Source organism: Escherichia sp. WS568 (assembly GCF_046486085.1).
GTDB classification, from domain to species: domain Bacteria; phylum Pseudomonadota; class Gammaproteobacteria; order Enterobacterales; family Enterobacteriaceae; genus Escherichia; species Escherichia coli.
Genome location: NZ_JBJQMC010000002.1, coordinates 307931 through 322106, shown reverse-complemented (window position 1 = coordinate 322106; position 14176 = coordinate 307931). Strand labels below are relative to the sequence as shown.

Sequence of the window (14176 nt, the reverse complement as noted above, 5' to 3'; positions counted from 1 at the left end):
AGGGATAAGCAACATTTTCCCCGCCGCCAGAAGCGACGGGGCAGAGATTAAAGCTCCTGGTCGAACAGCTCTAAAATCGCTTCGTACAGGTCTTTGACGGTGAAACCGTTAGCAGGGGTGGTAAAGATGGTGTCATCGCCAGCGATGGTGCCCAGAATACCTTCTGCTTTGCCCAGTGAATCCAGCAGGCGAGCAATTAACTGCGCCGCGCCAGGGCTGGTATGAATCACGACAACTGCATCGTTGTAGTCGATATCCAGCACCAGATTTTTCAATGGACTGGAGGTGGTTGGTACACCCAGTTCAGCTGGCAGGCAGTAAACCATTTCCATTTTGGCATTGCGTGTACGTACAGCACCAAACTTGGTCAACATCCGCGAGACTTTAGACTGATTAATATTGTCAAAGCCTTGCTCCTGCAACGCGGCGACGATTTCGCCCTGGGAGCTAAATTTCTCTTCTTTAAGTAATGCTTTAAATGCTTTAACTAGTTCTTCTTGCTTAGCCGAGCTTCGCATAAGTCACCCGATATGGTGGTTGATACAACATTATTGTGCATACAGATGAATTTTTATGCAAACAGTCAGCCCTGAAGAAGGCTGAAATAATGTTATGAAAGAGCGGGATTTTATCAAATTTCGTTATTGAGAAACATGCCTGCGTCACGGCATGCAAATTCTGCTTAAAAGTAAATTAATTGTTATCAAATTGATGTTGTTTTGGCTGAACGGTAGGGTATATTGTCACCACCTGTTGGAATGTTGCGCTAATGCATAAGCGACTGTTAATTACGTAAGTTAGGTTCCTGATTACGGCAATTAAATGCATAAACGCTAAACTTGCGTGACTACACATTCTTGAGATGTGGTCATTGTAAACGGCAATTTTGTGGATTAAGGTCGCGGCAGCGGAGCAACATATCTTAGTTTATCAATATAATAAGGAGTTTAGGATGAAAGTCGCAGTCCTCGGCGCTGCTGGCGGTATTGGCCAGGCGCTTGCACTACTGTTAAAAACCCAACTGCCTTCAGGTTCAGAACTCTCTCTGTATGATATCGCTCCAGTGACTCCCGGTGTGGCTGTCGATCTGAGCCATATCCCTACTGCTGTGAAAATCAAAGGTTTTTCTGGTGAAGATGCGACTCCGGCGCTGGAAGGCGCAGATGTCGTTCTTATCTCTGCAGGCGTAGCGCGTAAACCGGGTATGGATCGTTCCGACCTGTTTAACGTTAACGCTGGCATCGTAAAAAACCTGGTACAGCAAGTTGCGAAAACTTGCCCGAAAGCGTGCATTGGTATTATCACTAACCCGGTTAACACTACAGTGGCGATTGCTGCTGAAGTGCTGAAAAAAGCCGGTGTTTATGACAAAAACAAACTGTTCGGCGTTACCACGCTGGATATCATTCGTTCCAACACCTTTGTTGCGGAACTGAAAGGCAAACAGCCAGGCGAAGTTGAAGTGCCGGTTATTGGCGGTCACTCTGGTGTTACCATTCTGCCGCTGCTGTCACAGGTTCCTGGCGTTAGTTTTACCGAGCAGGAAGTGGCTGATCTGACCAAACGTATCCAGAACGCGGGTACTGAGGTGGTTGAAGCGAAAGCCGGTGGCGGGTCTGCAACCCTGTCTATGGGTCAGGCAGCTGCACGTTTTGGTCTGTCTCTGGTACGCGCACTGCAGGGCGAACAAGGCGTTGTCGAATGTGCCTACGTTGAAGGTGACGGTCAGTACGCACGTTTCTTCTCTCAACCGCTGCTGCTGGGTAAAAACGGCGTGGAAGAGCGTAAATCTATCGGCACTCTGAGCGCATTTGAAAAGAACGCGCTGGAAGGTATGCTGGATACGCTGAAGAAAGATATCGCCCTGGGCGAAGAGTTCGTTAATAAGTAATTGATTAGCGGATAATAAAAAACCGGAGCACAGACTCCGGTTTTTTGTTTTGAGCGCACGACTTAATTGGTTGCCGGATATTCCTGAATGGTGACCTGCAGCGTTAACTGCTTATCATCACGCATCACTACAACCGGGATCACCGAGCCAGGGCGAATTTCCGCCACCTGATCCATCGTCTCCAGAGCAGAGATGGCCGGTTTGTTATCCACCGAAATAATCAAATCATTGACCTGAATACCCGCATTCGCCGCCGGGCCGTCAGGTGACACTTCATTAACCACGATCCCTTGCAGTTGATCTATACCACCGCCCTGCGCGTGCAGTGGTGCGATCTCACGTCCGCCGATACCAATGTAGCCGCGGATCACGCGACCATCGCGGATCAGTTTATCCATAATTTTGGTTGCTAACTGGAAAGGAATCGCAAAGCCGATACCTTCCGGCGTTTCGCCATCGTTACTCTTATCAAACGACAGCGTGTTAATGCCCATCAGTTCGCCCAGCGAGTTCACCAGCGCGCCGCCAGAGTTACCGTGGTTAATGGAAGCATCGGTTTGCAGGAAGTTTTGCCGCCCGGTCGGGTTCAGACCGATTCGACCCGTGGCACTAATAATCCCCTGGGTAATGGTCTGCCCGAGGTTGTACGGGTTACCGATCGCCAGTACCACGTCACCAATGTGCGGTACGCGACGTGCATTAATTGGAATGGTAGGTAAACCGCCAGTGGCATTAATTTTAAGTACCGCCAGATCGGTTAGAGAGTCAGATCCCACCAGCAATGCTTCAAATACACGTCCATCTTGTAAGGCGACGATGATCTGATCGGCGTCGTTGATGACGTGTTTATTGGTGATGATATAACCGCGTTGATCCATGATTACACCGGATCCCAGGGTGCGGATCTCAAGCTGGTTGTGAGAGTTGGTGTTCAAACCACGGTTGTAAACGTTAACCACCGCTGGCGCGGCGCGGCGAACCGCCAGATTATAGCTGGCAGGCGTCTCATCGGTACTGTCAAATTGCGGAGTGGAAAGCGGGTTAAGGCTGCGCAGCGAAGGCATGGCAACCAGCAGAATAGCGCCGACAATTAATCCAATCGCAACGGAACGTAAGAGCTTCACAAACATGATGGAGGCATCGTTAAAAAAGGGAACGGCAGCAGCATACCACGAGTTAACCGGACATCACACGTCAGCCTGATGCCCGGTTTACGACATTAACGCATCAGCAGATAGATGCTTTCATTGCCGCGTACAATTTGCAGGGCGATGATGGCCGGTTTTGCCGCCAGCACTTTACGCATTTCAGCAATCGAGTTCACCCGATCGCGGTTGACGCCAATGATCACATCGTCTTTTTGCAAGCCAGCCTGAGCAGCTGGGCTTCCTTTGACAACCTCATCGATCTTAATACCTTTGCCGCCATCTTTTAGCTGACCATCGCTCAACGTTGCACCTTCCAGCGCTGGCGTGATCATTTCAGCGCTGGCCGACGAAGAGGTGCTGGTATCAAGCGTCACTTCTACTTCCAGTGGTTTGCCGTTACGCAGCAGGCCAAGTTTCACTTTTGTGCCCGGCTCGGTGGTCGCGATACGAGAGCGCAACTCAGCAAAGCTATTCAGCGGTTTGCCGTTGAGGCTGGTAATAATATCGCCCGCTTTGATGCCCGCTTTTGCCGAGCCAGAACCTGGCAACACTTCGCTGACAAACGCGCCACGCTGCACGTCAAGGTTGAAGGCTTTGGCGATATCGGCACTCATCTCTGTGCCTTTGATGCCTAACAGACCGCGTTTGATTTCACCGAAGTCGATAAGCTGCTGCGCCAGTGTTCGCGCCATATTACTGGGGATGGCAAATCCAATCCCGACGCTCCCACCGCCAGGCGCAAGGATTGCAGTGTTGATGCCAATTAACTCACCGTTAAGGTTTAACAGTGCACCGCCGGAGTTACCGCGGTTAATGGAAGCATCTGTCTGGATAAAGTTTTCAAGACCTTCAAGATTCAACCCGCTGCGGCCTAATGCGGAAACAATGCCAGAGGTGGCGGTTTGCCCAAGGCCAAATGGGTTACCGACCGCCACGGCAAAATCACCGACGCGCAATTTATCGGAGTCGGCAATAGCGATTTGCGTTAATTTGCTCGGGTTTTGAATTTGCAACAGGGCGATATCGCTCTGGTCATCGCTACCAATCAGTTTTGCATCAAACTCGCGCCCATCATTGAGCTGAATACTGATTTTCTGTGCCTGATTAATCACATGGTTGTTGGTCAGCACATAGCCTTTACTGGCGTTGATGATGACACCGGAGCCTAAACCTTCGAAGGGTTGTGCAGGTTGATCCGGTAAATCATCACCAAAAAACTTTTTGAATTCTTCCGGGATTTTCTGTCCCTGACTGGCCGTTCCTTCCACCCGTACGCTCACCACTGCCGGAAGCACTTTTTCCAGCATTGGGGCCAGACTGGGGAGAGGGGCCTGATCGGCAACCTGGCCTGGAATCGACGCAACGGCCTGAAATGACGCCGAGAGAGTTAACCCGACACTTAACGCTAATGCACTCAACAGCTGGGTTTGTTTTTTCATTATTCCTGCTCTCGTACCTGAATGATAAGAAAAGAGATTCAAAACAGTTTGATGTTATTGAATTTTCAGACGGCTAACAATGAGACACCAGATTAAATGATAGTCGGGGAGGGAGAGAAGAGGAGGGCGCAATGGCTGCGCCCGAAAAATAAATTAGTCGCGCTTCGCGCCAGTACGCAGCAGGCCGGATGCGCCTTCAGAATAGTCGCGAGGCATTTGCACCGGTGCCTGATCGTTGCTGGCTTCAGACTCTGCCAGACGATTACGGAACGGGTTTGCTTCAGCAGACAGTTCCGGCAGCAGGCTGCTGGAGCTTTTCGCCATGTGTTGATACAGCTGGCGATAGTCGTGCGCCATGGTATCCAGTAATTCCGCGCTGCGGGCAAAGTGGCTAACCAGCTCTTCGCGATACTCGTCCAGTTCAGCTTTATTCTTTTCCAGTTCGTACTGCAACGCCTGTTGCTGGCGTAGTTTACGATTACCAAAACGCATGGCCACAGCACCAATAATGATGCCGACGACTAACCCAATTAGCGCATATTCCCAGGTCATGAACATCTCCCGTTGTCTTTTGTTTCCGTAGGGTGTTGGCTTCAGGCTCCATGCCTGCGGCTGATTATGCCACTATAACCGTTAATTCCACAGAAGTGGAATCCCGACTGCATATCGCGTAGTGTAGAACGGCCTTTTTTTCGTCAACCGTGAACAACGGCGCACCGATTATTCAAGGAATAACAATAAGATCATGCAAAGCGTTACCCCAACATCGCAATACCTGAAGGCGCTCAATGAAGGCAGCCATCAACCCGACGACGTTCAAAAAGAGGCCGTCAGCCGCCTGGAAATTATTTATCAGGAACTCATCAATAGCACGCCTCCAGCCCCTAGGACGAGTGGGCTAATGGCGCGGGTCGGTAAGCTGTGGAGTAAACGCGAAGACACAAAGCATACGCCAGTGCGTGGCTTATATATGTGGGGCGGTGTAGGACGCGGGAAAACCTGGCTGATGGACCTTTTCTATCAAAGCCTGCCGGGAGAGCGGAAACAGCGTCTGCACTTTCACCGTTTTATGCTGCGGGTGCACGAAGAGCTGACCGAATTACAAGGCCAAAGCGATCCGCTGGAAATTATTGCCGATCGCTTTAAAGCAGAAACTGACGTGCTCTGTTTTGACGAATTTTTTGTTTCTGATATTACCGATGCCATGCTACTTGGCGGTCTGATGAAAGCCCTGTTCGCCCGAGGTATTACCCTGGTAGCGACGTCAAATATTCCGCCGGACGAACTTTATCGAAATGGCCTACAACGTGCGCGTTTTTTGCCTGCAATCGATGCCATTAAACAGCATTGTGATGTAATGAACGTGGACGCTGGTGTTGATTATCGACTGCGTACACTCACTCAGGCGCATCTGTGGCTTTCGCCCCTCAACGATGAAACCCGGGCGCAAATGGATAAACTATGGTTGGCGCTGGCGGGGGCGAAACGAGAAAATTCACCGACATTAGAAATCAACCATCGGCCATTGGCGACAATGGGCGTCGAGAACCAGACGCTGGCGGTCTCTTTTACTACGCTGTGCGTCGACGCCCGCAGTCAGCATGACTATATTGCGCTCTCACGCCTCTTTCACACGGTCATGTTGTTTGATGTACCAGTTATGACGCGGTTGATGGAGAGCGAAGCGCGGCGCTTTATTGCGCTGGTGGATGAGTTTTACGAGCGCCATGTCAAATTAGTGGTGAGTGCAGAAGTGCCGCTATATGACATTTATCAGGGCGAGCGGCTGAAATTTGAGTTCCAGCGTTGCCTGTCACGTCTGCAAGAGATGCAAAGCGAAGAGTATCTGAAGCGCGAGCATTTAGCGGGTTAAAACCTGCCACAAATCACAAAAAGGGGTCGATCTTTGACCCCGACTTCTCTATAATCCTGCGACCCCACGTTACAAGAAAGTTTTTTTCCCAAAACTTTTTGTGTGCTGGCATAGGCTATTCGAAGGGGTAGGTTTGCCGGACTTTGTCGTGTGAACCTCAACAATTGAAGACGTTTGGGTGTTCACCAACGTGTAACTATTTATTGGGTAAGCTTTTAATGAAAACTTTTACAGCTAAACCAGAAACCGTAAAACGCGACTGGTATGTTGTTGACGCGACCGGTAAAACTCTGGGCCGTCTGGCTACTGAACTGGCTCGTCGCCTGCGCGGTAAGCACAAAGCGGAATACACTCCGCACGTAGATACCGGTGATTACATCATCGTTCTGAACGCTGACAAAGTTGCTGTAACCGGCAACAAGCGTACTGACAAAGTGTACTATCACCACACCGGCCACATCGGTGGTATCAAACAAGCGACCTTTGAAGAGATGATTGCTCGCCGTCCTGAGCGTGTGATTGAAATCGCGGTTAAAGGCATGTTGCCAAAAGGCCCGCTGGGTCGTGCTATGTTCCGTAAACTGAAAGTTTACGCGGGTAACGAGCACAACCACGCGGCACAGCAACCGCAAGTTCTTGACATCTAATCGGGATTATAGGCAATGGCTGAAAATCAATACTACGGCACTGGTCGCCGCAAAAGTTCCGCAGCTCGCGTTTTCATCAAACCGGGCAACGGTAAAATCGTAATCAACCAACGTTCTCTGGAACAGTACTTCGGTCGTGAAACTGCCCGCATGGTAGTTCGTCAGCCGCTGGAACTGGTCGACATGGTTGAGAAACTGGACCTGTACATCACCGTTAAAGGTGGTGGTATCTCTGGTCAGGCTGGTGCGATCCGTCACGGTATCACCCGCGCTCTGATGGAATACGACGAGTCCCTGCGTTCTGAACTGCGTAAAGCTGGCTTCGTTACTCGTGACGCTCGTCAGGTTGAACGTAAGAAAGTCGGTCTGCGTAAAGCACGTCGTCGTCCGCAGTTCTCCAAACGTTAATTGGCTTCTGCTCCGGCAGAAAACAATTTGCGAAAAAACCCGCTTCGGCGGGTTTTTTTATGGCTAAATTCTGAATCAGCGTAAAAAATGGAAAGTTGCTTTTTGCTGCCGTCTGACAACAGGCAAAACAAAAACCACATCGCCAATAAGGGACTAAGTCAACTATTTCAGACTAAAGCGCATCTCTTTTTCCCCATTTCCGGCATCGACTCACCACAAAGGTCGCAAAATCTGGTAAACTATCATCCAATTTTCTGCCCAAATGTCGGGTATTGCTCATTTTTTGTTTGATTTTCGAACAAAGAGAGTCGTTCCTTACTGGGTAACACAACTTCTGACTGGCCACCTGGTGGCTGGTAGCAGTAAAAATTCTGACTATACCTGGAGGTTTTCATGGCTGTCGCTGCCAACAAACGTTCGGTAATGACGCTGTTTTCCGGTCCTACTGACATCTATAGCCATCAGGTCCGCATTGTGCTGGCTGAGAAAGGTGTAAGTTTCGAGATCGAACACGTGGAAAAGGACAATCCGCCTCAGGATCTGATTGACCTCAACCCGAATCAGAGCGTTCCGACCCTGGTGGATCGTGAGCTGACCCTGTGGGAATCTCGCATCATTATGGAATATCTGGATGAGCGTTTCCCGCATCCGCCACTGATGCCTGTTTACCCGGTAGCTCGCGGTGAAAGCCGTCTGTACATGCATCGCATCGAAAAAGACTGGTACACGCTGATGAACACCATCATCAACGGTTCAGCTTCTGAAGCAGATGCCGCACGTAAGCAACTGCGCGAAGAACTGCTGGCGATTGCGCCGGTCTTCGGTCAGAAGCCGTACTTCCTGAGCGATGAGTTCAGCCTGGTCGATTGCTACCTTGCTCCGCTGCTGTGGCGTTTGCCGCAACTGGGCATCGAGTTCAGCGGCCCGGGGGCGAAAGAGCTGAAAGGCTATATGACCCGCGTCTTTGAGCGTGACTCTTTCCTTGCTTCTTTAACTGAAGCTGAACGTGAAATGCGTCTGGGCCGGAGTTAATCTGTATGGATTTGTCACAGCTAACACCACGTCGTCCCTATCTGCTGCGTGCATTCTATGAGTGGTTGCTGGATAACCAGCTCACGCCGCACCTGGTGGTGGATGTGACGCTCCCTGGCGTGCAGGTTCCTATGGAATATGCGCGTGACGGGCAAATCGTACTCAACATTGCGCCGCGAGCTGTCGGCAATCTGGAACTGTCGAATGATGAGGTGCGCTTTAACGCGCGCTTTGGTGGCATTCCGCGTCAGGTTTCTGTGCCGCTGGCTGCCGTGCTGGCTATCTACGCCCGTGAAAATGGCGCAGGCACGATGTTTGAGCCTGAAGCTGCCTACGATGAAGATGCCAGCATCATGAATGATGAAGAGGCATCGGCAGACAACGAAACCGTTATGTCGGTTATTGATGGCGACAAGCCAGATCACGATGATGACACTCATCCTGACGATGAACCACCGCAGCCACCACGCGGTGGTCGACCAGCATTACGCGTTGTGAAGTAATACTAAAACAGGCCCTGGCGGCCTGTTTTGTCTTTTTAATCGCTTAATAAAATAGCGTGATAGTGGCAATCATATTCACCACGAAACCGACTGCCATGGGGATCGCTGTCCGCTTCACTACCGCAAAAGGCGAAACGCCTGCAATTCCTGACGTAACGACCACCACCGCAGTAATCGGCGAAACAGCGCGCGCTAGCGTCGTGGCAAAATGCATTGGCATAATCATTACAACCGCTGGTACATGTAGTCCGGCTGCGATATTCGGAATAAGACTGGCAAATGACATAAACGGCGCATTGCCTGAGCCCATCACAATGGCACAAATGGCAATGACCAGCGCCATAATAATCATCACGCCAATACCGCCCAGACCAGAATGCTCCGCCCCCCTGATAACCGCATCGACAGTGCCAATCGTCGTTAAGCCTTTCGCAAATATTTCACCCGCGACCACCAGCGTTACCACGTTGGCAAACTGCGTACCCATGCCGTCAAAAAACGCCTGCACATCGTCCATTGTTTCGCGCAAGTTATGCTTGCGGAAGAACTCAACAAACATCGTCACCGTCAAACTCAGTAACATCACCACCACCAGATGCAGTTCTGACTGCATCAGCCCGACGTGGGCAAGGAACAGCGAGCCGAGCATCAGGATTAACGGCATCACCGGTAAAATGGCGTAATAGAGCGGCGGGACATTATCGAGAGCTTTTTGCTCTGCCTGTTCGTGATTGATATGTTTATCTTTTTTGTCGAAAGCGCGTTGCACGAAAAAGTGGGAGATCGCCACCGAGATAATGACGCAAGAGGCGACCGGAAGCTGGTAGTGGAAGAAGTAAGTGGCAATTTTCATTCCTGCGACCTGGGCAGCAAAAATGGAGTTCGTTTCCAGAATCCCCCACTCAATGGACATGGTGGTTGCGATAACCGCCACCGCAGAGAGACGACTTACTCCCAGACTCACCAGCGTCGGAAATAAGGTGACCATCAGCAACATACCCAGACCGGAGGCGCTGGTAATAAACTGCGCCATGATTTGGCCGATGACGTAAGTTGCCGACAGAATAATATACGGCGAGCGAATGAGTTTTAACGGGCGGCTTAACAAGCTCACCATCGCGCGACTTGCCCCTATGCGCTCCATATAGCGGGCATAACCGCCCACTGCCATAATCGACAGCCCCAATCCGGCAATGCGGTTGGACAGCATGCGCAGGATTTCATTATAAATATCGACGATCAAGTAGCCGCTGCTTTTGGCGGGATCGAGCACACCACCGAACCCTAACCAGACACCGCACATCATCAGGAAGATACCTGCGGCAGCCAGCACCACCTGAGGTTTGTAGTTTTTCAGGATCAAATAGCCCATCGTAATTAATACGATGACAGATATAATTATGCCGAACATTGTTGAACTCCGTGTCAAAAGAAAACGGTCAATCCCATAAACGGCAGATTGAAAACAATGATGTTATATTTTTTGCAAGGCTATTTATGGTGCGGATGTCGTGTTTTTAATTGTAGATGAGGTGATTTTTCATTAAAAAATATGCGCTTATGATTATTTTGTAAGAACACATTCATAATATTCATAATACTTGTTAATAGTCTTATGAATAATTCAATCGGGATGTTTTTATCTGCGTTACATTAATTTTTCGCAATAGTTAATTATTCAGTTAATTATAGTAATGATGAGGCACAAAGAGAAAACCCCGCCATTTCCCCCTACTTTCAATCCTGTGATAGGATGTCACTGATGATGTTAATCACACTGACCTTACAGAATGGGCCTTATGAACGCATTTGATTCGCAAACCGAAGATTCTTCACCTGTAATTGGCCGCAACTTACGCAGCCGCCCGCTGGCGCGTAAAAAACTCTCCGAAATGGTGGAAGAAGAGCTGGAACAGATGATCCGCCGTCGTGAATTTGGCGAAGGTGAACAATTACCGTCTGAACGCGAACTGATGGCGTTCTTTAACGTCGGGCGTCCTTCGGTGCGTGAAGCGCTGGCAGCGTTAAAACGCAAAGGTCTGGTGCAGATAAACAACGGCGAACGCGCTCGCGTCTCACGTCCTTCTGCGGACACCATCATCGGCGAGCTTTCCGGCATGGCGAAAGATTTCCTTTCTCATCCTGGCGGGATTGCCCATTTCGAACAATTACGTCTGTTCTTTGAATCCAGCCTGGTGCGCTATGCGGCTGAACACGCTACCGATGAGCAAATCGATTTGCTGGCAAAAGCACTGGAAATCAACAGTCAGTCGCTGGATAACAACGCGGCATTCATTCGTTCAGACGTTGATTTCCACCGCGTGCTGGCGGAGATCCCCGGTAACCCAATCTTCATGGCGATCCACGTTGCCCTGCTCGACTGGCTGATCGCCGCACGTCCAACCGTGGCTGATCAGGCTCTGCACGAGCATAACAACGTTAGCTATCAACAGCATATTGCGATCGTTGACGCGATCCGCCGCCACGATCCCGATGAAGCCGATCGCGCGTTGCAATCGCATCTCAACAGCGTCTCTGCTACCTGGCACGCCTTCGGTCAGACCACCAACAAAAAGAAATAATGCCACTTTAGTGAAGCAGATCGCATTATAAGCTTTCTGTATGGGGTGTTGCTTAATTGATCTGGTATAACAGGTATAAAGGTATATCGTTTATCAGACAAGCATCACTTCAGAGGTATTTATGGCAACGAATTTACGTGGCGTAATGGCCGCACTCCTGACTCCTTTTGATCAACAACAAGCACTGGATAAAGCGAGTCTGCGTCGCCTGGTTCAGTTCAATATTCAGCAGGGCATCGACGGTTTATACGTGGGTGGTTCTACCGGCGAAGCCTTTGTACAAAGCCTTTCCGAGCGTGAACAGGTACTGGAAATCGTCGCCGAAGAGGCGAAAGGCAAGATTAAACTCATCGCTCACGTAGGTTGCGTCAGCACCGCCGAAAGCCAACAACTTGCGGCATCGGCTAAACGTTATGGCTTCGATGCCGTCTCCGCCGTCACACCGTTCTACTATCCTTTCAGCTTTGAAGAACACTGCGATCACTATCGGGCAATTATTGATTCAGCGGATGGTTTGCCGATGGTGGTGTACAACATTCCGGCGTTAAGTGGCGTTAAACTGAGCCTGGATCAGATCAACACTCTGGTTACGTTGCCAGGTGTTGGCGCGCTGAAACAGACCTCTGGCGATCTCTATCAGATGGAGCAGATCCGTCGTGAACATCCGGATCTGGTGCTCTATAACGGTTACGACGAAATCTTCGCCTCTGGTCTTCTGGCGGGCGCTGATGGTGGTATCGGTAGTACCTACAACATCATGGGCTGGCGTTATCAGGGCATTGTTAAGGCGCTGAAAGAAGGCGATATCCAGACCGCGCAGAAGCTGCAAACCGAATGTAATAAAGTCATTGATTTACTGATCAAAACGGGCGTATTCCGCGGCCTGAAAACGGTCCTCCATTATATGGATGTCGTTTCTGTGCCGCTGTGCCGCAAACCGTTTGGTCCGGTAGATGAAAAATATCTGCCAGAACTGAAGGCGCTGGCCCAGCAGTTGATGCAAGAGCGCGGGTGAGTTTTTTCCCCTCGCTCGCCCCTACCGGGTGAGGGGAAATAAACGCATCTGTACCCTACAATTTTCATACCAAAGCGTGTGGGCATCGCCCACCGCGGGAGACTCACAATGAGTACTACAACCCAGAATATCCCGTGGTATCGCCATCTTAACCGCGCACAATGGCGGGCATTTTCCGCTGCCTGGTTGGGATATCTGCTTGACGGTTTTGATTTCGTTTTAATCGCCCTGGTACTCACCGAAGTACAGGGTGAATTCGGGCTGACGACGGTGCAGGCGGCAAGTCTGATCTCCGCAGCCTTTATCTCTCGCTGGTTCGGCGGCCTGATGCTCGGCGCTATGGGTGACCGCTACGGGCGTCGTCTGGCAATGGTCACCAGCATCGTTCTCTTCTCGGCCGGGACGCTGGCCTGCGGCTTTGCGCCAGGCTACATCACCATGTTTATCGCTCGTCTGGTCATCGGCATGGGGATGGCGGGTGAATACGGTTCCAGCGCCACCTATGTCATTGAAAGCTGGCCAAAGCATCTGCGTAACAAAGCCAGTGGTTTTCTGATTTCCGGCTTCTCAGTGGGGGCCGTCGTTGCCGCTCAGGTCTATAGCCTGGTGGTTCCGGTCTGGGGCTGGCGTGCGCTGTTCTTTATCGGCATTTTGCCAATCATCTTTGCTCTCTGGCTGCGTAAAAACATCCCGGAAGCGGAAGACTGGAAAGAGAAACACGGGGGTAAAGCACCGGTACGCACGATGGTAGACATTCTTTACCGTGGTGAACATCGCATTGCCAATATCGTAATGACACTGGCGGCGGCTACTGCGCTGTGGTTCTGCTTCGCCGGTAACCTGCAAAATGCCGCGATCGTCGCTGTTCTTGGGCTGTTATGCGCCGCAATCTTTATCAGCTTTATGGTGCAGAGTACGGGCAAACGCTGGCCAACGGGCGTAATGCTGATGGTGGTCGTGTTGTTTGCTTTCCTCTACTCATGGCCGATTCAGGCGCTGCTGCCAACGTATCTGAAAACCGATCTGGCTTATGACCCGCATACTGTCGCCAATGTGCTGTTCTTTAGTGGCTTTGGCGCGGCGGTGGGGTGCTGCGTCGGTGGCTTCCTCGGTGACTGGCTGGGAACCCGCAAAGCGTACGTTTGTAGTCTGCTGGCCTCGCAGCTGCTGATTATTCCGGTATTTGCGATTGGCGGCGCAAACGTCTGGGTGCTCGGTCTGTTACTGTTCTTCCAGCAAATGCTTGGACAAGGGATCGCCGGGATCTTACCGAAACTGATTGGCGGTTATTTCGATACCGACCAGCGTGCAGCGGGCCTGGGCTTTACCTACAACGTTGGCGCATTGGGCGGCGCACTGGCCCCAATCATCGGCGCGTTGATCGCTCAACGTCTGGATCTGGGTACTGCGCTGGCATCGCTCTCGTTCAGTTTGACGTTTGTGGTGATCCTGCTGATTGGTCTGGATATGCCTTCTCGCGTTCAGCGTTGGCTGCGCCCGGAAGCATTGCGTACTCATGACGCTATCGACGGCAAACCATTTAGCGGTGCCGTGCCATTTGGCAGCGCCAAAAACGATTTAGTCAAAACCAAAAGTTAATCCTGTTGCCCGGTCTATGTACCGGGCCTTTCGCTAAGG

Annotated in this window: 14 protein-coding genes; 9 read left to right on the top strand and 5 right to left on the bottom strand. The window is 50.8% G+C overall.

Annotated elements, in window-relative coordinates; all coding sequences use genetic code 11:
* Nucleotides 1-47: 47 nt before the first annotated feature.
* The gene (gene argR, locus ACJHWR_RS03965; RefSeq protein ID WP_001257846.1) at nucleotides 48-518 is read right to left on the bottom strand and encodes a transcriptional regulator ArgR; all 471 of its coding nucleotides are present in this window, start codon (nucleotides 516-518) and stop codon (nucleotides 48-50) included.
* A 434-nt stretch (nucleotides 519-952) separates the two neighbouring features.
* Here argR and mdh point away from each other — a divergent pair, with 434 nt between their 5' ends.
* Entirely contained in the window at nucleotides 953-1891 is a 939-nt protein-coding gene (gene mdh / locus ACJHWR_RS03960) for a malate dehydrogenase (RefSeq protein ID WP_001315036.1), read from the top strand.
* Between the two features lie 62 nt (nucleotides 1892-1953).
* On the opposite strand, the gene degS is transcribed toward mdh, so the two are convergent.
* The 3 genes from degS to zapG all read right to left on the bottom strand — a co-directional run bounded on the left by degS (nucleotide 1954) and on the right by zapG (nucleotide 5030).
* Nucleotides 1954-3021, bottom strand: coding sequence for an outer membrane-stress sensor serine endopeptidase DegS (gene degS, locus ACJHWR_RS03955; RefSeq protein ID WP_000497723.1), 1068 nt, complete (start codon nucleotides 3019-3021; stop codon nucleotides 1954-1956).
* An 89-nt stretch (nucleotides 3022-3110) separates the two neighbouring features.
* The gene (gene degQ, locus ACJHWR_RS03950) at nucleotides 3111-4478 is read right to left on the bottom strand and encodes a serine endoprotease DegQ (RefSeq protein ID WP_001316675.1); all 1368 of its coding nucleotides are present in this window, start codon (nucleotides 4476-4478) and stop codon (nucleotides 3111-3113) included.
* A gap of 153 nt (nucleotides 4479-4631) precedes the next feature.
* Nucleotides 4632-5030, bottom strand: coding sequence for a Z-ring associated protein ZapG (gene zapG / locus ACJHWR_RS03945; RefSeq protein WP_001295270.1), 399 nt, complete (start codon nucleotides 5028-5030; stop codon nucleotides 4632-4634).
* A gap of 193 nt (nucleotides 5031-5223) precedes the next feature.
* On the opposite strand from zapG, the gene zapE reads away from it, so the two are divergent.
* From zapE to sspB, 5 genes are all read left to right on the top strand, one after another.
* Entirely contained in the window at nucleotides 5224-6351 is a 1128-nt protein-coding gene (zapE, locus tag ACJHWR_RS03940; protein ID WP_001192356.1) for a cell division protein ZapE, read from the top strand.
* Between the two features lie 218 nt (nucleotides 6352-6569).
* Nucleotides 6570-6998, top strand: coding sequence for a 50S ribosomal protein L13 (gene rplM / locus ACJHWR_RS03935; RefSeq protein WP_000847559.1), 429 nt, complete (start codon nucleotides 6570-6572; stop codon nucleotides 6996-6998).
* 15 nt (nucleotides 6999-7013) lie between these two features.
* Entirely contained in the window at nucleotides 7014-7406 is a 393-nt protein-coding gene (gene rpsI / locus ACJHWR_RS03930; RefSeq protein ID WP_000829818.1) for a 30S ribosomal protein S9, read from the top strand.
* A gap of 393 nt (nucleotides 7407-7799) precedes the next feature.
* A complete protein-coding gene (gene sspA, locus ACJHWR_RS03925) occupies nucleotides 7800-8438 on the top strand; it encodes a stringent starvation protein SspA (RefSeq protein WP_000257293.1) in 639 nt (212 codons plus the stop codon).
* Nucleotides 8439-8443: 5 nt separating this feature from the next.
* A complete protein-coding gene (gene sspB, locus ACJHWR_RS03920) occupies nucleotides 8444-8941 on the top strand; it encodes a ClpXP protease specificity-enhancing factor (protein WP_000366134.1) in 498 nt (165 codons plus the stop codon).
* 43 nt (nucleotides 8942-8984) lie between these two features.
* On the opposite strand, the gene dcuC is transcribed toward sspB, so the two are convergent.
* The gene (gene dcuC / locus ACJHWR_RS03915; RefSeq protein ID WP_000466983.1) at nucleotides 8985-10352 is read right to left on the bottom strand and encodes an anaerobic C4-dicarboxylate transporter DcuC; all 1368 of its coding nucleotides are present in this window, start codon (nucleotides 10350-10352) and stop codon (nucleotides 8985-8987) included.
* 379 nt (nucleotides 10353-10731) lie between these two features.
* On the opposite strand from dcuC, the gene nanR reads away from it, so the two are divergent.
* From nanR to nanT, 3 genes are all read left to right on the top strand, one after another.
* Nucleotides 10732-11523, top strand: a complete 792-nt coding sequence (gene nanR, locus ACJHWR_RS03910; protein WP_000523850.1) for a transcriptional regulator NanR — start codon at nucleotides 10732-10734, stop codon at nucleotides 11521-11523.
* 121 nt (nucleotides 11524-11644) lie between these two features.
* Nucleotides 11645-12538 carry an N-acetylneuraminate lyase gene (gene nanA, locus ACJHWR_RS03905; protein ID WP_000224706.1) on the top strand — a complete coding sequence of 298 codons (894 nt, stop codon included), beginning with the start codon at nucleotides 11645-11647 and terminating at the stop codon, nucleotides 12536-12538.
* Between the two features lie 108 nt (nucleotides 12539-12646).
* Nucleotides 12647-14137 carry a sialic acid transporter NanT gene (gene nanT, locus ACJHWR_RS03900; protein ID WP_000108473.1) on the top strand — a complete coding sequence of 497 codons (1491 nt, stop codon included), beginning with the start codon at nucleotides 12647-12649 and terminating at the stop codon, nucleotides 14135-14137.
* Nucleotides 14138-14176 lie beyond the last annotated feature (39 nt).

Coding starts and splice junctions, on each gene's coding strand:
- argR (WP_001257846.1), bottom strand. CDS start 518: ATGCGAAGCTCGGCTAAGCAAGAAGAACTAGTTAAAGCATTTAAAGCA.
- mdh (WP_001315036.1), top strand. CDS start 953: ATGAAAGTCGCAGTCCTCGGCGCTGCTGGCGGTATTGGCCAGGCGCTT.
- degS (WP_000497723.1), bottom strand. CDS start 3,021: ATGTTTGTGAAGCTCTTACGTTCCGTTGCGATTGGATTAATTGTCGGC.
- degQ (WP_001316675.1), bottom strand. CDS start 4,478: ATGAAAAAACAAACCCAGCTGTTGAGTGCATTAGCGTTAAGTGTCGGG.
- zapG (WP_001295270.1), bottom strand. CDS start 5,030: ATGACCTGGGAATATGCGCTAATTGGGTTAGTCGTCGGCATCATTATT.
- zapE (WP_001192356.1), top strand. CDS start 5,224: ATGCAAAGCGTTACCCCAACATCGCAATACCTGAAGGCGCTCAATGAA.
- rplM (WP_000847559.1), top strand. CDS start 6,570: ATGAAAACTTTTACAGCTAAACCAGAAACCGTAAAACGCGACTGGTAT.
- rpsI (WP_000829818.1), top strand. CDS start 7,014: ATGGCTGAAAATCAATACTACGGCACTGGTCGCCGCAAAAGTTCCGCA.
- sspA (WP_000257293.1), top strand. CDS start 7,800: ATGGCTGTCGCTGCCAACAAACGTTCGGTAATGACGCTGTTTTCCGGT.
- sspB (WP_000366134.1), top strand. CDS start 8,444: ATGGATTTGTCACAGCTAACACCACGTCGTCCCTATCTGCTGCGTGCA.
- dcuC (WP_000466983.1), bottom strand. CDS start 10,352: ATGTTCGGCATAATTATATCTGTCATCGTATTAATTACGATGGGCTAT.
- nanR (WP_000523850.1), top strand. CDS start 10,732: ATGGGCCTTATGAACGCATTTGATTCGCAAACCGAAGATTCTTCACCT.
- nanA (WP_000224706.1), top strand. CDS start 11,645: ATGGCAACGAATTTACGTGGCGTAATGGCCGCACTCCTGACTCCTTTT.
- nanT (WP_000108473.1), top strand. CDS start 12,647: ATGAGTACTACAACCCAGAATATCCCGTGGTATCGCCATCTTAACCGC.